Source organism: Tepidanaerobacter sp. EBM-49 (genome assembly GCF_001896645.1).
GTDB classification, from domain to species: domain Bacteria; phylum Bacillota; class Thermosediminibacteria; order Thermosediminibacterales; family Tepidanaerobacteraceae; genus Tepidanaerobacter; species Tepidanaerobacter syntrophicus.
In genome coordinates this window covers 23048-44453 of sequence record NZ_MPPE01000032.1, presented here as the reverse complement: position 1 = coordinate 44453, position 21406 = coordinate 23048, and the positions used below count along the sequence as shown (strand labels likewise).

The 21406-nt window shown below is 37.7% G+C and carries 16 protein-coding genes and 1 tRNA gene; 2 read left to right on the top strand and 15 right to left on the bottom strand.

Annotated elements, in window-relative coordinates; translation table 11 throughout:
- Position 1: 1 nt before the first annotated feature.
- Together BUE08_RS05185 and rnr are read right to left on the bottom strand one after the other, a co-directional pair.
- Positions 2-85 (bottom strand) — tRNA-Leu (locus tag BUE08_RS05185).
- A 63-nt stretch (positions 86-148) separates the two neighbouring features.
- On the bottom strand, positions 149-2263 hold the full coding sequence (gene rnr, locus BUE08_RS05180; protein WP_286680520.1) for a ribonuclease R: 2115 nt from the start codon (positions 2261-2263) through the stop codon (positions 149-151).
- A gap of 165 nt (positions 2264-2428) precedes the next feature.
- Here rnr and hisD point away from each other — a divergent pair, with 165 nt between their 5' ends.
- Positions 2429-3694: a histidinol dehydrogenase gene (gene hisD, locus BUE08_RS05175; protein ID WP_286680519.1), complete on the top strand. Its 1266-nt coding sequence runs from the start codon at positions 2429-2431 to the stop codon at positions 3692-3694.
- An 81-nt stretch (positions 3695-3775) separates the two neighbouring features.
- On the opposite strand, the gene BUE08_RS05170 is transcribed toward hisD, so the two are convergent.
- The 8 genes from BUE08_RS05170 to lpdA all read right to left on the bottom strand — a co-directional run bounded on the left by BUE08_RS05170 (position 3776) and on the right by lpdA (position 12469).
- Positions 3776-4264, bottom strand: a complete 489-nt coding sequence (locus tag BUE08_RS05170) for a VOC family protein (protein ID WP_213951076.1) — start codon at positions 4262-4264, stop codon at positions 3776-3778.
- A gap of 39 nt (positions 4265-4303) precedes the next feature.
- Positions 4304-5449 carry a dihydrolipoamide acetyltransferase family protein gene (locus BUE08_RS05165; RefSeq protein WP_286680518.1) on the bottom strand — a complete coding sequence of 382 codons (1146 nt, stop codon included), beginning with the start codon at positions 5447-5449 and terminating at the stop codon, positions 4304-4306.
- A 4-nt stretch (positions 5450-5453) separates the two neighbouring features.
- Positions 5454-6455 carry an ATP-NAD kinase family protein gene (locus BUE08_RS05160; protein WP_281795679.1) on the bottom strand — a complete coding sequence of 334 codons (1002 nt, stop codon included), beginning with the start codon at positions 6453-6455 and terminating at the stop codon, positions 5454-5456.
- A gap of 50 nt (positions 6456-6505) precedes the next feature.
- Entirely contained in the window at positions 6506-7471 is a 966-nt protein-coding gene (locus BUE08_RS05155) for an alpha-ketoacid dehydrogenase subunit beta (protein WP_059033571.1), read from the bottom strand.
- Entirely contained in the window at positions 7468-8454 is a 987-nt protein-coding gene (pdhA, locus tag BUE08_RS05150; RefSeq protein WP_059033568.1) for a pyruvate dehydrogenase (acetyl-transferring) E1 component subunit alpha, read from the bottom strand. Before pdhA ends, BUE08_RS05155 begins: the two co-directional genes overlap by 4 nt.
- Before the next feature lie 21 nt (positions 8455-8475).
- The gene (locus tag BUE08_RS05145) at positions 8476-8844 is read right to left on the bottom strand and encodes a Lin0512 family protein (protein WP_353682090.1); all 369 of its coding nucleotides are present in this window, start codon (positions 8842-8844) and stop codon (positions 8476-8478) included.
- 184 nt (positions 8845-9028) lie between these two features.
- Positions 9029-10984 carry a sigma-54-dependent Fis family transcriptional regulator gene (locus BUE08_RS05140; protein WP_286680517.1) on the bottom strand — a complete coding sequence of 652 codons (1956 nt, stop codon included), beginning with the start codon at positions 10982-10984 and terminating at the stop codon, positions 9029-9031.
- 132 nt (positions 10985-11116) lie between these two features.
- The gene (gene lpdA / locus BUE08_RS05135) at positions 11117-12469 is read right to left on the bottom strand and encodes a dihydrolipoyl dehydrogenase (RefSeq protein WP_286680516.1); all 1353 of its coding nucleotides are present in this window, start codon (positions 12467-12469) and stop codon (positions 11117-11119) included.
- Positions 12470-12808: 339 nt separating this feature from the next.
- Between lpdA and BUE08_RS05130 the strand changes: the two genes are divergently transcribed.
- Positions 12809-14857, top strand: a complete 2049-nt coding sequence (locus BUE08_RS05130; RefSeq protein ID WP_286680515.1) for a methyl-accepting chemotaxis protein — start codon at positions 12809-12811, stop codon at positions 14855-14857.
- 253 nt (positions 14858-15110) lie between these two features.
- Here the strand turns inward: BUE08_RS05130 and BUE08_RS05125 are convergent, their stop codons facing one another.
- From BUE08_RS05125 to mgtA, 5 genes are all read right to left on the bottom strand, one after another.
- The gene (locus tag BUE08_RS05125; protein ID WP_286680514.1) at positions 15111-15671 is read right to left on the bottom strand and encodes a flavin reductase family protein; all 561 of its coding nucleotides are present in this window, start codon (positions 15669-15671) and stop codon (positions 15111-15113) included.
- 458 nt (positions 15672-16129) lie between these two features.
- On the bottom strand, positions 16130-16705 hold the full coding sequence (locus tag BUE08_RS05120; protein ID WP_213996472.1) for a chromate transporter: 576 nt from the start codon (positions 16703-16705) through the stop codon (positions 16130-16132).
- A complete protein-coding gene (locus BUE08_RS05115) occupies positions 16702-17295 on the bottom strand; it encodes a chromate transporter (RefSeq protein ID WP_213996471.1) in 594 nt (197 codons plus the stop codon). The genes BUE08_RS05120 and BUE08_RS05115 overlap by 4 nt, the downstream gene beginning before the upstream one ends.
- Positions 17296-17308: 13 nt before the next feature.
- Entirely contained in the window at positions 17309-18511 is a 1203-nt protein-coding gene (locus tag BUE08_RS05110; RefSeq protein WP_286680513.1) for an ROK family transcriptional regulator, read from the bottom strand.
- 231 nt (positions 18512-18742) lie between these two features.
- Positions 18743-21376 (bottom strand): magnesium-translocating P-type ATPase, encoded by a 2634-nt coding sequence (gene mgtA / locus BUE08_RS05105; protein WP_286680512.1) that lies wholly within the window; start codon positions 21374-21376, stop codon positions 18743-18745.
- Positions 21377-21406: the final 30 nt, after the last annotated feature.

Below are 21406 nucleotides of genomic sequence, written 5' to 3'. Positions count from 1 at the left end.
GTGCCGAAGGCGGGAATCGAACCCGCATGGTATTGCTACCACTGGATTTTGAGTCCAGCGCGTCTGCCAGTTCCACCACTTCGGCTTGCATGTGTTTATAATATTATCATATGCTAAGAAATTTTTCAAGCAAGTTTTATTGTATATTCTACTCCGCTAGCACAAAATCTATTTGGCGCTCGGCAATATTTACTTTATAAACTTTTACTTTTACAATATCTCCTATTTTAAATACTCTTCCTGTCCTTTCTCCTCGAAGTGTCATGTTTTTTTCGTTAAAATTGTAATAGTCATCTTCGATATTGCTTACATGAACAAGGCCTTCGATTGTATTGTCCAGTTCTACAAATATACCAAAAGGTGTTACGCCGGAAATAATTGCCTCATAAACATTTCCAATTCTAGTAGACATATATTCGGCAATTTTAAGATCTACGGATTCTCTTTCAGCCTCATCAGCAATTCGTTCTCTTTCTGATGAAATTTTTGCAACCTTTTCGACTGTTTTACTTAGTTTTTCTTGGCGCTTTAAATCAAGTTTATTTTCCTGCAGTTCTCGCAAGATTCGGTGTATCTCCAGGTCAGGATATCGCCTGATCGGTGCAGTAAAATGCGTATAGTAAGGGGAAGCGAGGCCAAAATGCCCTAAATTTATCTCGCTATATCGGGCTCTTTTTAGTGAACGAAGAACCATGGTATTTACAAGGCGTTCTTCTGGTTTTCCTTTAGCTTTCTCCAAAACTTGCTGTAGTGATTTTGGTTTTACTATATTGCTATTGCCTTTTATTGTATAACCTAAATTATAGAGAAATTCTCTTAAAGATTCAATTTTTTCTTCATCCGGTGTTTCATGAACTCTGTAAATAAACGGAGTTTTTAGCCAGAACATATGCTCTGCAACTACTTCATTTGCAGCAATCATAAATTCTTCAATTATGCGGCTTGCTATTCTTCGCTCTTCTTTGGCTACATCAATCGGTTTTCCGTTCTCATCCAAAATAACTTTTGCCTCATCTAAATCAAAATCCAGACTGCCTCTTGCAAATCGCTTAGCTGTAAGCTTTCCGGCCAGTTCCTTCATTAAGATAAAATCCTCTACGAGGTAATCAAAACGTTTTATAAACTCAGGGTCTTCATCTTCTAATATTTTGTTGACCTGAGTATATGTCATTCTTTCACATGTTTTTATAATTCCAGGTGTTATAGTGTAGCTTAAGATTTCAGCGTTTTTATCAAAATCAATAACTACGCTCATGGTAAGCCTGTCTACACTTGGATTTAAGCTGCATATTCCATTTGATAGTTTAGTCGGAAGCATGGGAACTACTCTGTCTACAAGATATACACTGCAGCCTCTTCTTAGTGCTTCCTTATCTAATGGGCTCCTTTCTTTTACATAGTAGCTTACATCCGCAATATGAACTCCGAGTCTGTAGCCATCCTCTGTCTTTTCGATTGAAATTGCATCATCCAGGTCTTTTGCATCTTCGTTATCTATAGTGACGATTTTTAGGTGGCGAAAATCTTCTCTTTTGGCAAGATCTTCTTCTCTGACTTTATCGGGTATCTCTGCCAACTGCTTTACAACTTTTGGCGGGAAATCCAAGGGTAGATCATATTTTTTTATAATAGAAAGCACATCTACACCAGGCTCATCTTGATAGCCAAGTACTTCGATTATTTCCCCTGTGGGATTTCTATGTCTTTCCGGCCATTCGGTTATTTTTACTACAACCTTCTGCCTGTTTTTAACTCCTCGTGCCTTATTTTTTGGGATAAATACATCATAAAATATTCGTTTGTCGTCAGGAACTACAAATATGAAGTTCTTGCCTCTCTCTACAGTTCCTACTATCTTGTTATTAGCCCTTTTCAAGATTCGTATTACTTCTCCCTGCTTTTTATGAGCTCCTTTAGGGGCTATTTTAAGTCTTGCCAGCACTATATCCCCATGCATGGCTCCATTCATGTCTTCACGGGCTATATAAACATCTTCAATTTCAGGATTGTTAGGAATCAAAAAGGCATATCCTGCCGGATGGGCTTCTACTTTTCCGGCGACTAAATTCATTTTTTCCGGAACGCCATACCTTCCCCTTCTGTTTTTTACCACCAGGCCATTCTTTTCCATATAATCCAATGCTTTTATCAACTGATCAATTTCGCTTTTATCAACGTTTAAGGCGGAAATAAGCTCTTCCGGTGTCATCGGCTTATATGCCTCTTTATTCATAAATTCAATCAATCTTTCATTTAACGCCATCGGCATCTTCTCCTATCTTGTATGAGCTCCTTTTATTTTATACATAATTTATAAATATAACAATATTAAAATGTGGTTAATGTAAAATGGGTTATAATTGAAAATGCTGTAAATACATGGTATGCTTTTAAAAAATGAGTAATAAAATGAGCGGGGGGCAGGTAGATGAGTATAAAAATAATAAAGAAACCTAATTCTGAGATTAAGTCCGAAAATAATAGCCAGATAAGAGAAAAGGTGTCAGATATACTTTTGCAAATACAAAAAAACGGTGATGAAGCTTTGCTTGAATTTTGCAGAAAATTTGATAACTATCAAAGTGAAAATCTGAGGATTTCCTCAAAGCAAATTCAAGATGCCTATAAACATATAGATTCTGAATATATAAAAGCACTAGAAACAGCGGCTTATCGCATAAAAAAATTTGCTTTATATCAAAAAGAAGCGATAAAGCCTTTGGAGATAGAATTATCTGCCGGTGTTACCGTAGGGCACAGAATAATTCCTGTTTCATCTTCAGGTTCTTATGTTCCGGGGGGAAGGTATCCCCTTCCTTCATCTGCGCTTATGTCTATTATTCCGGCCAAAGTAGCCGGCGTAGAAAGGGTAATAGCTTGCTCTCCGCCTGATAAATCTATCGGTACAATTCACCCTGCAACGCTTGTTGCAATGGATATGGCAGGTGCTGATGAAATTTACTGTATGGGTGGGGCACATGCTATCGGTGCTCTTGCTTTTGGCACAAAAAGTATTGCACCTGTAGATATTGTAGTGGGGCCGGGAAATCAATGGGTAACTGAAGCGAAAAGGCAAGTCAGCGGCAGTGTGGGAATAGATTTTATAGCAGGCCCCAGTGAAGTGCTGATAATCGCAGATAAAACAGCAAATCCCGCTTTCATCGCTGCAGACCTTTTGGCTCAATCCGAACACGACCCAAATGCTAGGGGAATATTAATATCGCTAGATGAAAACCTCATTCAAGAGGTTCTAGAGTATTTAAAAACTTACTTAAATGATCTTCCTACACAATCTGTTGCAAAACGTTCATGGGAAAACAATGGCACAATATATTTTGCAGACAATATCAGCGAAGCTGTTGAACTTTCAAATAAAATCGCACCTGAGCACCTTGAATTGCAAGTATCAGATGTAAACCTGCTAATTCCAAAACTTTATAATTATGGTTCATTGTTTATGGGACCATGGTCTGCAGAAGTATTTGGAGATTATGTTTCAGGAACAAATCATATCCTTCCCACTATGAAAGCCGCCCGCTACACAGGCGGAGTATGGGTTGGCACATTTTTAAAGGTTGCAAGCTATCAACAAATCTCACCTGAGGGGGCAGAAGAACTTGCTCCTATCGCATCCGAGCTTGCAGAACTTGAAGGACTTTTCGCTCATAAACTTGCGTCTGATTTGCGAAAATAAGCAAAGAAGATAGTGTCATGTTCGATATGACGCTATCTTCTTAAGATCTCTTTAATGTATAAATTTAATAAATAAATAGTTTTAGCATTTTGGCGGATAAGTCGGCGCATCTTCCGGCATTACTACTTCTCCGTTATATATTTCGCCTATTAGCGCCAGCTCGTCTGTTAAGTCAAAGTAGGTATATTGCAGCCCCATGTAATTTCCGCCTTGAAGTTCATGGATACCTTTATCTGCAAGGAATTTAACAACATCGTCATAATTATCTATGCCAAGTGCCACGTGATGAATTCCCGGTCCATGGGTTTTTAGAAAGTCGTAATATACGCATTTGTCATCAAGAGGTTGTATAAGTTCCCATTGAATTCCACTAAAATCACAAGTAGCAAGTCTCATTGCGTAATCTACACGTTTACCCTTTATAGTCATATTTTTTACGGTATCTTTGTTGAAATCTAGAATTACCCATGGCCCTATTCCGTATTCATCATAATACTTTTTCAAGTATTTATCTAGATCATCTACCACTATGCCTACTTGAAGAAGGTTTTTAAATATTGGTTTTTGCATATTTTCACACCTCCTTCTTTTATAATTTTTATTTCGGACTTATAGCGCTAGCGTGGCAGGATTTTCCAGGACTTGTTTTAAATAAAGCAAGAATTTCGCTGCTGCAGCTCCGTCTATGATTCTGTGGTCAAAAGACAGGCTAAGGATCATGCTTTGACGTATGGTTATATTATCGTTTATCACGGCAGGTTCTTGATAAATCCGATTTACGCCTAATATTGCGCTTTCAGGTGGATTAATTATTGGCGTAAAGCTGTCAATTTCGTACATTCCAAGATTAGTTACCGTAAAGGTGCCTCCTATTGTTTCATCAGGTTGCAGTCTATTTTCTCTAGCTCTTATGCTTAAATCCTTGATGCAATCAGATATTTCTTTAAGAGATTTTTTATCTACATCCCTTACCACAGGAACAATCAATCCATTTTCCAACGCCACTGCTACGCCGATATTGATATTCTTATTTTTGATTATAAATTCTCCATCGGTAGACCAATTTATATTGGGATATTTTTTAATAGCTATAGCACAGGCTTTTACTATTATGTCGGTGAAGGTTATTTTAATTCCCTCATTCATATTTAGTTTACTTCTAAAATCTACCATTTCTGTCGCATCAATTTTTATATTTTCTGTGACATGAGGTGCCTGTGTCCAGCTTTGCTTCATCCTTTGAGCAATTATTTTTCGCATGTTGTCCATAGGAATTTTTTCTACTTCAGCTTTTTCTTCCTTTTCTTTGGTGCCGGCAGTCTTTGATGCCATATAGTTCTTTACATCCTCTTCCGTTATTCTGCCTCCGGGGCCTGTCCCCTGAATTTGAGATAAGTCAAGGCCATTTTCTTTTGCCAATTTCTTTGCGATAGGGGTGGCTTTTATGAAGCCTTCAGACGGTGGGGTAACCGCTTCTTCTTTTGCCGCTGCTTTAGGGATTTCGTCTAATTTTTCTCCTTCGCTGATAATTATACCTATGGGTGTTGCTACAGGCACTTCTTCCCCTTCGTTAACTAGGATTTTGCCAAGGATACCATCAGCCGGGGCTTCTACGACATTTGTAATTTTTTCGGAAGATATTTCAGCTACCGCATCTCCTTTTTTTACCTTATCTCCTACTTTTATAAGCCATTTATTTAAAGTTCCTTTAGTCATTGTAAGGCCAAGTTTTGGCATAACAACATTTACCGCCATGTTCTCACTCCTTTACGAAAAATCCCGACTCCTGCGCTATTTCTAATGCTTTTTTTGCATCTACTCTCAAAGGTCCGTTTCTTGTAAGTTTAATATTCAATTTTTGGCCTTTCTTGACAAATATTTCTCTTTCGCCATCTAATGCTAAAGTACCTGCAAATTCCATCACATAGGAATATTCTTTGCTTAAGTACATTTTTTCGTACTCCAAAACACTTACATCTCTTATTACACCTGCAGAAATCGGTGCGCTTACCACTTTCCCTCCATTATCGCCAATCCTTGCATGGAGCCCAAACTCATCTTCGCGCAAAACTTTCATAAAACATCCTGCTATCGAAGAGAGTCCTATTGAGCATGGGTGCGCTCGCGTTACAAAAATATCTGATATTGTCGATATATCCCAAATGGCACGGGATCCTACAAAATTCTCTCTAGAAACTGCAGCATCAATAAGAGCTATATCTAACATTTCACCGTTTTTATAAACTTCTATTCTTTTATCTTTATCGCAAAAGCACGCTAAGTCATACTTTTTGGAAGCGGTAATAGCTGCAGCCATTCCTCCTAATGTCCCTTCGATCATTTCCGGATACACATTATTTGTACCTGTCGATATCGGAAGTAGTGGAGTATCGCCTATAGCCTTCGCAATTGCTCTATTGGTTCCATCTCCTCCTAGTGAAACGATGCATCCGACTCCTATTTTTTCCATCTCTATAGTTGCTTTTATTGTATCTTCAATGCTGTAAGTTATTTCTTGTTCTATTACCTCAGCATTGCATTTAAGTTGTTTTAACGAAACCAATGCATCTATTGCTTTCAGGCCTATGTGAAACGTATCCGGCATAATGTAAACACTGTCTACTCCAAAATGCTGGGCAGCTAAAATTATTCTCTCAACAATATTGACCTTTTCATTGTTATCTATTACTGTTGCATGAGATACAAGTCTTCTTATATCTTTTCCTGATGCAGGATTTGCGATTATTCCTATGCTTGTCATAGATGTCCTCCTTTCTTGCAGAGGGGCAGAGGGTCTCCCCTCTGCAAGCTTCACACTATAGCTTGGACTGCTTTGATAATATCTGTTTCATTTGGCACAACAAAATTTTCAAGAGTTTTAGAAAAAGGTATAGGGGTATTCAGTGCTCCTATTCTCATAATTGGGGCATCTAAATAATCAAATACATCTTCCGCAATCATAGATGCAAGCTCAGCCGTCCAGGCACCTCTTTTTACTTCTTCGCTTACTATAACTACTTTATGTGTCTTTTTTACAGAATCGTAAATCATATCCTTATCTATTGGAAACAGGCTTCTTGGATCCACTATTTCGGCCTCGACACCATTTGATGCCAGTTGATTTGCAGCATTTAGCGCTTTGTGAACCATCATACCGGTTGCAATAATGGTCACATCTTTACCTTCTCTTTTAATATCAGCTACGCCAATGGGAATAGGCTCATTTTCGTCGGGAACTTCTCCTTCCATAGCATACAAAAGCTTATGTTCTAACACTATCACTGGATTGTCATCCCTTATTGCGGCTATCGTAAGACCTAAAGCATCCTTCGGAGTTGATGGGTAGACCACCTTAAGGCCCGGCACATGAGTAAACCATGCTTCAAGGCTTTGGGAATGCTGAGCTGCCGCTTGTATGCCTGCACCCACCATGGTTCTAAAGGTTATAGGAAGTGTTATTCTGCCGCCAAACATATAGCGCATTTTGGCAGCTTGATTTACGATTTGATCCATTGCAACTGTGGCAAAATCTATAAACATAATCTCAGCTACAGGCCTGCTGCCGGCAGCTGCAGCTCCAACTGCTCCGCCTGCAATAGCTTCTTCGGAAATAGGTGTATTTCTTACCCTTTCTTTGCCAAACTCATCTATTAAACCAGCCGTCACTCCGAAAACTCCGTGAACTACGTCTTCACCCATTAAAAATACTTTAGGGTCTCTTTTTAGTTCATTTCTTAACGCCTCGTTTATAGCTTGGGCAAAATTCATCTTTCTCACCTTACCCGCACCTCCTCCACAATATCTGTGTAAACATCTTCAACCGCTGCTTTTTCTTCGGGCTCTTTACTTTCTTTTGCAAATTTTACTGCGTCTTCGATTTCTTGATCTATATTATTTTGTATTTTTTTAATTTCTTCCTCGCTTGCTATATTATTTTCCAGGAGATACTTTTCAAATCTTGGTATTGGATCTTTTTTAGCCCATTCTTCTACTTCTTCTTTGCTTCTGTAAAGCTGCGGATCGCCTTCAAAATGTCCTCTAAGTCTATAGGTCTTGCATTCTATGAGAGTCGGTCCTGCTCCGTCCTTTGCTCTTTTTATTGCTTCATTTGTTGCTTCATAAACAGCCAATACATCATTACCATCTACGGTAATTCCCGGAAAACCATACGCTATCGCTCTATCCGCTACATCAGTTATGGCTTGATGGTCTTTCTGACTTGTAAACTCACCATACAGATTATTCTCGCATATATAGACTACCGGTAGTTTCCACACAGATGCCATGTTCATTGATTCATGAAATGTCCCTTGGTTAGATGCACCATCGCCAAAGAAGCATACAGCCACTTGATCGCTTCCTCTAAGCTTTATAGAAAGAGCCGCTCCTGTAGCAATAGGCAATCCTGCACCAACTATACCATTTGCACCTAATATGCCCTTTGTGGCATCAGCTATGTGCATCGAACCGCCCTTTCCTTTGCAATACCCGGTTTCTTTGCCATAAAGTTCAGCCATCATATATTTAGGCTCTCCGCCTTTTGCTATAACATGTCCATGGCCTCTATGGGTACTGGTAATGTAATCATCATCCGAAAGGTTTTCGCACACGCCAACGGCTGTTGCTTCTTCTCCTGCATATAAGTGCACAAATCCGCCTAGTTCGCCTGCGGCGAATAATTCAGCTGCTTTTAGCTCGAATTTTCTTATTCTAAGCATTCTGGTATACATATCAAGCAAAATTTCTTTTGAAAAGTCCATAAAATCAAGCCTCCCCAAAATTTATTTTTGTAAATTCTTATCTTCTATGCCAACTGTTACACATGCCACAGCAACTTCTACAGTATCATCCTTGTCTTCAAAACCCGGTATAAAAATCCCTGATACTCTCATACCTCCTTTTACTGCCGTAACTTTCTTTTTGCCGATAGGCAAAACAGATTTTATCACCTCCTCCCGAATTTCTTCCGGCTTTGATACCGCAACTGTTACATCTACAATCACATCATCTAATTTAACATCTAATATCTCCACAAGTCCTGATAAACAGCTATGAGAAATTGCATCTTTTACAGCTTTCTTGGCCGCATTAGTCACGTCTTGACCATGTAAATCTATGCCATAACCAAATTCTATAATGAAACGTTTAATAAATACCGCCTCCCTCCATTACATAAATCAAGCAAGTATCGTGCCAAAAAAACAAAGCCCCGATTATCGGGGTTTTCGCCATTTGTAAAAACAGTAATCTCATTTTGATACAAAATAATTTGTCTCAATTTGAGATTACTTTAAAGTAAGTATTAGTATTTTCTCAAAATGATACTAATTTGTCTTAACTTTGATTTTTGTAACTATTTACGTCAATATTATATTTCTTTATTTTGCGATATATTGTAGCTCTGCTTAGATTCAACATTTCAGCTGTCTTTAAAATATCTCCTCCAGAAGCTGCCAAGGTATTTTTAATACTTCTTTCTTCAATAATTTTCAGCGGTATTATGTTATCTTTTAATCTTGGGTCTTCATTTTTCAGACCTATTGATATATTTTCCGGTAAATATTCTTCTGTAATTAATTTTCCGTCGGTCAGATAATACGCTCGTTCTATAACATTTTGTAGTTCTCGAACATTTCCCGGCCAATAATATCTTTCAAGTTTAGTTATAAAATTCTTATCAAATTCCTTGTGATTTCCCGGATTTGCCTTATTTAATCTGCTTAAAAACACATTGGCCAATACCCTAACATCTTCCATTCTGTTTCTAAGCGGCGGTATAGTAATATTTATCACATTTAATCTGTAATAAAGATCATCTCTGAAATTTTTATTATCAACTTCTTTTCTTAAATTTTTATTTGTAGCAGCTAGCACTCTTACATCTACTTGACGCTCGTGGGTGCTGCCTACCCTTGAGATTTTATGATTATCAAGCACTCTTAAGAGTTTAGGCTGTATCTCAATCGGAAGTTCCCCAATTTCATCTAAAAATATTGTTCCACCGTCCGCAAGTTCAAACTTTCCGGGATGGCCCTCTTTATTTGCACCGGTAAACGCCCCTTTTTCATATCCGAATAATTCACTTTCTACCAGGTCCTTAGGCAGGGAAGCACAATTTACAGCTACAAAGGGACCTTTTGCCCTTTTGCTGTTGTTATGGATCGCCTGAGCAAAAAGTTCTTTGCCTGTACCGCTCTCGCCGGTTATTAGAATATTGCAGTCGGTTATAGAAGCTTTACGGGCAGATTCTATGACTTTTTTCATGTTTGGATTTACTGCTATTATATCTTCGAATATATAGTTTGCTCTATACCCTGCAATCTTGTTTACAAATCTATGCACGTATTTTTCTTCTTTAAATGTCACTACAAGCCCTGATATTCCTGAGGTATCAAGAATTGGTACAAAATTAGCAGTTGTCCTAACAGTCTTGCTTCCTGTGCAAAATGTGCATTCAGCATCGAAAATAGGCTTCAAGGAGGTCATAATCTCATCAACTGATTCATGATTCTGTATTAGAGAAACTATGGGAATATGGAATATTTGATCTTGTTCGATACCCAATATTTTTAAAGCTGATTTATTTGCCAGAATTAAGTTTAGCTTGCCATCTGTAATAAGTATCCCTTCGTTTATAGAATTGAAGGCTGTATCAATGATTTGATTAGATCTTATTAATGCAAGCTGCTTTTCTATCGAATAAGCTCCCGCAAGGACGATACCAAGAGTATGGGGATGAGCGGCTTCCTTTAATCCTGTCATGTTCAGGCAACCTATGAGTTGACCGTTTTCGTCATGAATAGGGGCGGCAGAGCAGGTTCCCGTTTGATGTGTTATGCAGTAATGTTCAGCTCCTACAAGCTGTATGGGCTTATCAAGGCGCAGAGCCATACCGATAGCGTTAGTTCCTACTGCGTTTTCTGTCCATAGGGCTCCTTCAACAAAATTCATTTTTCTAGCTTCGCCCATTATTCCTTCGTCACCTATTCTATCAATAAGACAGCCGTCTTTATCAGTCAAAACGATTACAAAGCCTGAACCCCTTACCTGATTGTAAATTTGTTCCATTATAGGATGAGCAATTTTAATTAAATTCTCATTTTCTTTCAGACGTTTTTTAAGTGCTGTTTTATCTAAAACTGCACCGGCACCGCCTAACGGATCAACCCCTGCTGACTTACATATTTTCCATGAATCTGCCACATCTTTTTTTATAACATCAGATTTTAATATTCCATGCTCGGTAAAGTCAGTCCATGCCTTTTTAATGAGCTCTGAAGTATCTTTCATATAATATCCCTCCCTTCTATAATTAAATTATAGCAAAATATTTGTAAATTACAAAATTAAGCGAAAAAATTCACATATAAAATAGGGACGTTAACGTCCCTATTTTAAGTAAATATTTGGCTGTATTTAATTTTAACCTTTGTTTATTGGCATGCCCAAGATGTCTTCAGCCGCTTCTTTAATTCCTTCAGAAAGTGTAGGATGTGCATGAATTGTATCCGCCAGTTCCTCTGCAGTAAATTCTTCTTTTACTGCCAGGACCCCTTCGTGAATCATCTCTGTTGCATCTTTTCCTATAATCTGCATACCCACTATCTGATTATATTTTCCTTCAGCAATTATTTTAATTAAGCCTTCGCTTTCGCCCATTGTCATGGCTCTGCCCAAAGCAGAATATGGAAATGTTCCTATCTTTATTTCACCATACTTCTCTTTTGCTTGCTTTTCATTTAAACCAACCCAGGCTATTTCAGGTTCCGTATAGACGCAACTTGGAACTGCATTTAAATCGGCTTCCTTTGCTTCTCCGGCAATATTGTGAGCAGCTATTATTCCTTCATATGATGCCACGTGAGCAAGCTGTATACTTCCTGTTACATCACCTATAGCATAAATATTATCTATGCTGGTTTTCATATGTAAATCTACTTTGATGCCCTTTCTATCCATTTCAAGGCCCAGGTTTTCAATGCCGTTTACATTTGCAACCCTGCCAACTGCCATCAAAACTGCGTCGCAGTCAACTTTAACTGATATCCCATTTTCTGAATAAACCACAGCAGGACCAGCTTCTATCCTTTCAACTTTGCTATTTAAATGCAGATCTATCTTCTTATTTCTTAAAGCCTTCTGCATTATATCGGCAATATCCCTATCAATCATCGGCAAAAGCTCAGGCAGCATTTCTATTACGGTTACTTTGCTACCCAGAGTACTATAAATGTTGGCAAATTCAAGGCCGATTATGCCTGCGCCTACAATAACGATTCTTTCCGGAACGTTTTCAAGTTCTAGTGCCTTATCACTTATCATCATTCCAGGATCATCGGTACCCGGTATTGGTGGTACAAATGTTTTAGACCCTGTCGCTATTATGAAATTTTCGGCAGTATATTTTTTATCTACCTGGATTGTATTTTTGTCCAAGAATGTAGCTTTGCCATTGATTACATCGATATTATGGGATTTCATAAGATAGCCAACACCTGCTACAAGTCTTTTTACTACGCGCTCTTTTTTCTTTCGCATCTTATCAATATCTACATTGTATTCTGCTGCTATGCCAAAATCATTTGCAGACTTTATAGAATTTATAAGTTCTGCAGCATGGGCATATACCTTTGTAGGTATACATCCACGATTGAGGCAAGTGCCTCCAAGGGAATTTTCTTCCACTATTGCAACTTTTTTGCCTAAATCAGCAAGCCTTATTGCGGCAGTATACCCTCCCGGTCCGCCGCCGACAACAATTACATCATAATCCATAATAGAACCTCCTCTTTGTGAATTAATTATTAAAGCAGGACAAAAAAATACTATTTCTTAAATAAGTTATTACTATTTTAACACAAAAAATTATATAGGTGTATTCATAAGTTTATATTTTAGGACAAATTGTCTGATGTTTCATAACAGGCATAATTTACCGCCTTAATATATAAAAACTATTATTAAGCTAAAAAATCTCAAAAAATATTAAAAAATTACTCAAATGAAAATAAGCAGGATTTGGAAAATTTTATTATATTATGGTATAATTTCCACAAGATGAATTCTCTGGCATAATAATGTATAATGATTAAAATTTAAAAGGGGGTATACTGTGTGAAATTTAAAAGTATTCGAACAAGAACTCTGGTTTATATTTTGCCTTTGACTATTGGCATTATGGTAGCTCTGTCAGCATTTAGTTTTTTCTTTTTTAGAAGCACTATCGATGAAGAGGTAAATAAAGGATTAGATTATCAAATACAGGGAGTTACAGAAACAATCGACAAGCTGCTGATTCAGCACGGTAAAATACCGGAAATACTGGCTCGCTTTGCTGAAGCCATGGGGACTAATCTTACAAAAGAGGAATACATAGAAGTATTAAAGAAAGCGGTTGCTACAAATGACGATACGTATGGTGGGGGAATTTGGTTTGAGCCTTATCGGTATGATAAGAACGTCAAGTATTTTGGACCATATGTATATAAAGAAGGAAACGAAGTAATAGCAAGTTCAGATTTCGAAACTGAGGCCTATGACTATTTTAATTGGGAATGGTACAAGATAGCTGTTAATACAAAAAACAGTGTTGAATGGTCTAAACCACTTAATGATGAAACCGCAGGAAAAATATTAATAACTGCAAGCGCTCCATTTTATGATGAAAATGGAAAATTATTTGGCCTTGCTACAGCCGATATTGATTTAACTCATTTTCAAGAGATGATATCTGAGATCAAAGTAGGCAAAGAAGGATATGCTTTTTTGCTTAGCAAAGACGGTGATTACCTTGCATCTCCCAACAAGGATGTGATTATGAAAGAAAAAATAACGGAAAGCAAAAATGAGTCTTTGTCAAAATTAGGTTCACAAATTTTAAACGGCACATCAGGTATAGGATACTACACAGAAAATGGGGAAAAGATGAGAGTCGGTTACAATATTATTCCGAGTACCGGATGGTTTGTCTGCACTGTTATACCCGAAAGCGAGCTTCTTGCGCCTGTTCAAAGACTGCTTTCTACCTTACTCCTTGTTATGCTACTTTCTATTTTGGCGGTTGTATTTGCTGTATTTCGTTACAGTAACTATATTAGCAAGAATATACTAAAGGTAAATGAGTTTTCCAAAAACATCGCTCTTGGAGATTTATCCGCAAAGCTCTCTTTAAAGAGTGAGGATGAACTGGGCCAAATGACAGAAAATCTAACTTCTATGGTCAAATCTGTGCGAAAAGTAATTATAAATATTCTGCACAATATAGAGCAGCTGCTTGAAACAGGAAAATTGCTAAGTACAAGCACGGAGGAAACTATGAAGGCAAGCGAACAGGTTGCAGTTACTATGCAAAACCTTGCTGCTGATAAGCAAAAAGAACAGGAAATTATTGATACAACCTCTACCGGAGCGGAAGAAATAGCAAAAGGCGTCGAGCAAATAGCTCAGACTATTCAAAGTGTAACACAGGCCGCAGTCAGCAGTGCGCAGCAAGCAGGCAAAGGAAATGAAGTGGTAAATTTAGCGGTAAGTCAAATGCAGCAAATAGACAACAATACAAAAACAATCGAGGAAAGAATAACTCAGCTTGAGAAAAAATCCGATCAAATCGGAGAAATAGTTTCGCTGATCACTTCAATTGCCGATCAAACTAATTTACTCGCATTAAATGCAGCTATTGAAGCAGCTCACGCCGGCGATCAGGGCAAAGGCTTTGCTGTTGTAGCTGAAGAAGTAAGAAAGCTTGCGGAAGAATCAAGGCAGGCTGCTAAAGGTATAGAGGAAATTATTGACGCAATCAAGGCAGATGTAAAAACAGCAAGTTCAGCAGCAAAAGAGGGCACCCAGTCGGCAAAAGAAGGCAGTGTGCTTGTAAGCAATGCAGGAGAAGCTTTCCATAAGATCTTGCAAGATGTCACGTCTGTATCGAACCAACTCCAAGATGTGGTTGCTGTGGTGGAAGAAATATCTGCTGAAACTCAAACGATGGCAAGTTCTATGCAACAGGTGACTTCAATTTCGCAAAACTTCCTTAACAATATAGAAAGTGCAGCAGCTGCAAGCCAAGAACAAACCGCGCTTAACAGAGAAGTATCAGAGGTTGCTGTAAAGCTTTCTAATATGGCAGAGGAATTAAGAAACTCAATAAGCAGATTTAAACTATAATTGATAAAATTTTAAGCCGGACCTTAGCGTACATATTAGTCATTAGCTTCTATCGGTCCGGCTTAAAATGCCTTAAATATGGTTTATTTGCGGGATTATACGAATACGGATTGGTTAAGACAAGCCTTCCACATCTTATGGTCATTTGATTTTCTTTATGTAAGATGTAACTTTAGATGGTAATCGAACTTACTGCTCTTTTAGCAAAAGTTATGCCTTGCTTTTAGCCAACAAGCATATGCTCGCTTCAAGCCTAAAACTTAAGAGCGTTACCATCTTCAAAAGCATTGCCAACTTTTTCACCTACAACTAAATAATCATTGTGAACCGGATCGAAGGAAATTGGCTTCAGTTTAGCTACGTCAATCAAACCGTCTTTGTCAAGTATGTTTTCATCGGCACTGATGTTGACAATCTCCCCGATAATGTTTCCGTCTTCATTCACTTTTAGTAGACGGCACTCTAATGTCATTGGAAGCTCACGTATGATTGGCGCGTCCACAAAGCTGCTCTTTTCAGTGGTAAAGCCGGCTTTTTTCAATTTATCCGGGGTATCATTTCCGGAAACAAGCCCTACATAATCGCAGGCTGCAATATGCGCAACATCGCCAAAACTTATAGTAAAAGCTCTTTTGGTTTTAATATTTTTTGTAGTTTTATGATCTTCACTAAGAGAAAGTATAACACGATTCGTGTCATAAATACCTCCCCATGCCGCATTCATAGCATTTGCATTGCCATTTTCATCATAACTGCCCACAATCAGAACAGGCAAAGGATAAAACCAGCTTTTTGCTCCAAAATTTTTTCTCATAATCTTTTGCTCCTTTCGCTTTTCTCTACAGCTTTATTATACTCCATATCTTATAAAGATTCACACCACTTAATGCCTGAATTTTTTACCCTTTGAAGCACCATAGGCATACTCTGCAAGTTTCTCGAGAAAACGGAATCCTATTTTGCCATTTCTATACGAAGTTTTGTCGTGGTTCTTGAACCTATACATAATACATTATTTTTGATATAAGAAGCATCTTGCCCAAGTATTCTAAAATCAGGCTCTGAGTTTCTAATAAAATATACTTACTTAAACAAAATCCTTCAAATCAAAGGCATGTTATTAAATAAAGCCAGACCTGTTAAGATAATTCTTATAGTTCTAGCTTTAAGTGCCTTAAATTGATAAGCATGCCAAAACTCATTATGCGAAAAGTGCAATCGCCGAAATAGATAAGCAGATTGCCGGCAGATGAGATATGCTTGTTAGTAAGGCTAAAAAGCAAAGACAACCCCTAAAATCCCGGCAATTACTATCATCCAAATCGGATTTATCTTAAATTTAATAAGACATATCAGCGAGGCAGCGAATATAAGCACACTTTTGAAATTAATTATATACAGGAAATTTTTTAATATATAACTTAAATTAAATACGAGATCTTCTTTGAAAAATGCAGTTTGAGCAACAATCACTGCAGCGGAAAAGATAAGCCCAACAATAACCGGTCTTATGCCGTAAAAGAGCATCTTATTTAAAGGGTGGTCTTGGAATCTAAAAAAATACCTTGAAACTATTAAAACCAGCACTACAGATGGTAACGCTACGCCAAAAGTTGCAACAATTCCGCCTAATATACCTGCTGCCTTATATCCCACAAAAGTTGCAGAGTTTACAGCAACAGGACCCGGCGTCATTTCAGATATCGCTATAATATCGACAAATTGGGAAGCAGAAAGCCACCCATGGCTTTCAATTTCCTTTTGTATAAGGGGTATCATTGCATAGCCGCCGCCGAAACTAAATAATCCGATTTTAACAAATGACAAAAATAGCTGTAAATAAATCAATCTTTATGTCCTCCGCTATCTAGAATCTTTGCTGCTTTTAAAGGAAGCAAATAGTATATAAAAAGCCCTACTGCAGCCCCTGCAAGAATTACAAATATAGCCTGCACATCAAAAACAGCAACTAAAACAACCGCTGCTATCGCAAGAAAAAGCCCAACCTTATCTATAATTGATGCTTTAGAGATATTTACTGCGGCAACAGATATAAGCCCGACAATAGCCGGCCTGATTCCGGAAAATATAGCCTTTACTACAGGGTTGTCCTGAACCCTTGAAAAAAACATAGCTATTACAGTTATGATTAATAGTGAAGGCAATATAACACCTGCAGTAGCTACCAGCGCTCCTTTTTTACCGGCTATCTTGTATCCTATAAAAGTTGATGAATTTATTGCAACAGCGCCCGGCAGAGATTGGGCCACGGCAAATACATCAACGACCTCTTCCTCTGTAACCCATTTCTTGTTTTCAACAACTTCCCGCTCTATAAGCGGTATCATTGCATAACCGCCGCCAAAGGTGAAGCTCCCTATTTTAAAAAATGTCGCAAACAGTTCTAAAAACAATTTAAATTGACTCTTATTTTTCATCTTCATTCCTCGCTTATACATCTTGGCTTGCCAAGATTTCCTCAACTAATAATGCTGCTGCCCCTACCGCTATGGCTTTATCTTTAAAATATCCTCCCCTGCTGAAAATAACCCTGCTGTTTTTCATATATCTTCGCTTTGATGCCACCTCCACTCCTGTTTTATAAAATAGTGGAGAATGTTCAATAAGCGGCCCACTGAGCACCACCAATTCAGGATTGATTAAATTAATATAGTTGGCAAGGCCTATGCCAAAACGGGTGGCAGCATTCACTATTGTTTCTTTAGCAAGCTTATCGCCTTGCTCTGCAGCATTGCAGATATACAAATAATCAATTTTATCCAAAGGCTCGTTTATAGATGACGAGTTTCTTTGTTCCAGCAGTTTTTTAAATTTCTTAGTAATAGAAGGTATTGAGCACATTGTTTCAATACAACCACGATTTCCGCAGTGGCATAATTCCCCATTAATATCAATAACCATATGCCCAAAAGCATCCTCATACTCATTAATAGCCCTTACAATGCCTCCTGAAGAAATGGCACCTGTCCTAATGCCGACGCCGCATTGAAAATATGACATGTTATCTATGCCCTTGCCTGTCCCGAATAAATGCTCGGCCAAAACTGCAGTATTTGCACCATTATCAACGACGATTGGAAGACTCAATTTTTCCTTGAACATATCCCTGATAGGCACATTAACCCATGAATTTGATGGAAAATTCGCCGGGTTAAGGATAATTCCTTTCTCACGGTCAAGAGGTCCTACAGTGCCTATTCCCGCTCCCAGCACAAAGGATTTTGCTATACCCAATCTGCGCAACGAATCTTCCAAGTACAAAGATATTTGATTTACAGTATCTTCCGGATCATGCGGCGATTCAAAACGATGCAAATCGATAATACCCATCTTCAGGTTTGTTATGACAGTCTCAGTATAAGTTCGTGAAATATCAATACCGATTACATAAAAACCTTCGGGATTTACATCGTATAACGCGGGAGGTCTGCCGCCGGTAGATTTTCCCATGTCTGCTTCAATTATAAATCCTTCATCTAAAAGTGGCTGCATAAACCGTTTTAAAGTAGTTAACTTCATACCGGTAGCATCCATAATTTGGTTCCTGGTAACCGGTCCATTTTTTTGAATGAGACCAAGAAGCAGCTTACTTTGGTCTTTCATATTCATTAGTTTATCATAGACATTTACCATAAAAAGATACCCCAAAACAAGGTTTTCACAGTAATAGCTTTGTTTATATCATAATATCTTTTTGCCATCTTGGCAATAAGTTTTTAAAAATATTTTTTGTTTATACGCTTTGTTGTAAGATAATAGTTATAAAATTACTAATCTGTGGATTTGTGTCAAGAATTTAGACACAAATCCACAGCATCAATACGTTTCAAATTTATCACCTTTATATTATCTTTCAAAAACTCTTTAGTATTTAATTCTTTTATAGAATTGGAATTTAATAATCTCGGCGCTTATTATGTAAATGAATATTATAGCGGCTATGAGCAAAAGTGTATGAATCTTTAAAGGCTCGAAACCTAATATTCCTCCAAGCGGAGAATATGGAATAGCGACAGTTGCAGTTGCGACAGCAAAAGTTGCTATCAAGAGATACTTCCCGGGTTTACTCTTATAAAATGGTCTCCTGCTGCGCACAACTAAAACAATCAAAGCAGCGGAAATAACTGATTCTACAAACCAGCCAGTCCTAAATTGAACATCATCTGCATGAATTAATAAAAGCAATGAACCGAATGTTAAGTAATCAAACACGGAGCTGAGAAGTCCAAATGTCAGCATGAATTTGCGTATAAAACCTATATCCCATCTTCGAGGTTTTTCTATCATTTCCGCATCTACAGAATCCGTAGCTATTGTCATTTCAGGAAAATCTGTAAGCAAATTTGTAAGCAATACTTGTTTTGGAAGCAGTGGTAAAAATGGAAGAAACAAAGATGCTCCGGCCATGCTGAACATATTCCCAAAGTTTGCGCTTGTGGCCATAAACACATATTTTAATGTATTGGCAAAAGTGTTTCTCCCGGCCATTATGCCGTCTGCCAACACGTTTAGATTTTTTTCAAGCAGAACTATATCAGCCACTTCTTTTGCCACATCTACCGCACTGTCCACGGAAAGGCTCACATCAGCAGTATGCAAAGCCGACACATCATTTATTCCATCGCCCATATATCCTACAACATGGCCTGCGTTTTTTAATGACTCTATTATGCGTTCTTTTTCATTTGGCTCAACCTCTGCAAATATAGAAACGGAAGATGACCGCTGAGTAAGTGCTCCATTAGTCATTTTATGTATTTCCGGCCCCGTAAGTATTTCTGCATTATTAAAACCTAATTGTTTTACTATATTTGCCGCAATATATCTATTGTCACCTGTTACAATTTTTAGAGAAACTCCTAAATTCTTAAGGTTGGTAATTGTTTCTATTATACCGGGCTTTAGAGGATCAGTGAACGTTAAAAAGCCGAGAAATATCATATCTTCTTCTTTTTCGTCTTCAATCGTAGACTTAGCATCTATTTTTTTATATGCTATCCCAAGCACCCTGTAGCCGCTGTTGCTGTAATTTTCATAAAGCTGCTGAATATTTGGCAATATAGTTGAAATATCTACAATTTCACCTGTTTCAAGTTCAGCTTTTGTACATATTTCAAGAATGTTGCTTACGGCACCCTTAGTTACCATAAGGCTTTCGTCGCTACCTTGTTTGCTCACCATTATGCTTAGTCTTTTTCGAATAAAATCATAGGGGTGCTCGTCTATTTTTTCATAATCTTTAACATCAAACTCCTTATAATTTCTTATCGCCTGGTCGATAGGATTTACAAATCCTGATTCAAAGAAAGCGTTTATATAAGCATACATTAGAACTTTTTCGCTCGGTTTACCATTTGCATCAACTCCGGCTTGAAGCTGTATTTCTCCTTGAGTCAAGGTTCCTGTTTTGTCTGAACACAATACATCCATACTGCCAAAATTTTCTATCGAAGCAAGTCTTTTAACTACGACTTTAGCTTCTGCCATCTTTTTTGCTCCGTAAGAAAGGTTTACGCTGATTATAGCAGGAAGCAGTTGGGGTGTAAGTCCTACAGCCAAGGCCAATGAAAAAAGGAATGAGTCAAGAGCAGGGCGCTCAAGTAAAACATTTACTGCAAATATAAATATCACCAACAGTAATGTAAGCTCTATGAGAAAATATCCGAATTGATTTATTCCTCTTTCAAATTCAGTTTCCTTTGGTTTTATTTTAAGTCTTTCGGATATGCTTCCGAATTGCGTAGACTTGCCGGTAGTGACGACTAAAGCTTTACCGGTTCCACTTATAACATGGGTGCCCATCCATAAGCAGTTTTTTCTTTGGGCAAGCGGTGTATTAGGTGAAACTATACCGGGTGATTTTTCAGCCGGAAAGCTTTCCCCTGTTAAAATCGCTTCATTTACCGTCAGGGAATTAGAATCTAATATTATGCTGTCGCCCGGTATTAAACTGCCGGCTTTCAATAAGATAATATCGCCTGGCACAATTTCCTCAACTTTTACCTGAATCGGCGTATTATCTCTAAGAACTGTAACTTTAACTTCAACTAAGGCTAATAATTTAGATATTGCATTATTTGCACTATATTCCTGCCAAAAGCTCAGCAAACCGCTTATTATTATAATTGTTAAAATAATCAAGGCATCTAATGTATCGTGTAACAAGAAAGAAAGCAATGTCGCAGAGAAAAGTATAATGATTATCGGACTTTTAAATTGGGAAATTAAAAGTGAGAATGTGCTTTTGCTTTTTGAAGCAGCGATAGAATTTATCCCATAGATTTGCAGTCTTTTTTTCGCTTCTTCAGTAGATAAGCCATTTTCAGTAGTATCCAGTGATTTTATAATTTCTTCCGGTGGCGCAAACCAAAAACTCTCTTTAAGATCTGCCATACTTTTATACCTTATCCCTATACCCTTCAATAAAATTATTGCAGCTTTTTCTTCAGCTGCTTTGCTGTCATTTTTAATTTTATCCGTATTTAGAGTTTTTTGCAAGATAAGGAGTTTTTCTGATTATGGTAAATA

What these genes read in the sequence shown, in the direction of transcription:
- rnr (WP_286680520.1), bottom strand. Translation starts at nt 2,263, where the DNA reads ATGGCGTTAAATGAAAGATTGATTGAATTTATGAATAAAGAGGCATAT.
- hisD (WP_286680519.1), top strand. Translation starts at nt 2,429, where the DNA reads ATGAGTATAAAAATAATAAAGAAACCTAATTCTGAGATTAAGTCCGAA.
- BUE08_RS05170 (WP_213951076.1), bottom strand. Translation starts at nt 4,264, where the DNA reads ATGCAAAAACCAATATTTAAAAACCTTCTTCAAGTAGGCATAGTGGTA.
- BUE08_RS05165 (WP_286680518.1), bottom strand. Translation starts at nt 5,449, where the DNA reads ATGGCGGTAAATGTTGTTATGCCAAAACTTGGCCTTACAATGACTAAA.
- BUE08_RS05160 (WP_281795679.1), bottom strand. Translation starts at nt 6,455, where the DNA reads ATGACAAGCATAGGAATAATCGCAAATCCTGCATCAGGAAAAGATATA.
- pdhA (WP_059033568.1), bottom strand. Translation starts at nt 8,454, where the DNA reads ATGGACTTTTCAAAAGAAATTTTGCTTGATATGTATACCAGAATGCTT.
- BUE08_RS05140 (WP_286680517.1), bottom strand. Translation starts at nt 10,984, where the DNA reads ATGAAAGATACTTCAGAGCTCATTAAAAAGGCATGGACTGACTTTACC.
- lpdA (WP_286680516.1), bottom strand. Translation starts at nt 12,469, where the DNA reads ATGGATTATGATGTAATTGTTGTCGGCGGCGGACCGGGAGGGTATACT.
- BUE08_RS05125 (WP_286680514.1), bottom strand. Translation starts at nt 15,671, where the DNA reads ATGAGAAAAAATTTTGGAGCAAAAAGCTGGTTTTATCCTTTGCCTGTT.
- BUE08_RS05115 (WP_213996471.1), bottom strand. Translation starts at nt 17,295, where the DNA reads ATGAAAAATAAGAGTCAATTTAAATTGTTTTTAGAACTGTTTGCGACA.
- BUE08_RS05110 (WP_286680513.1), bottom strand. Translation starts at nt 18,511, where the DNA reads ATGGTAAATGTCTATGATAAACTAATGAATATGAAAGACCAAAGTAAG.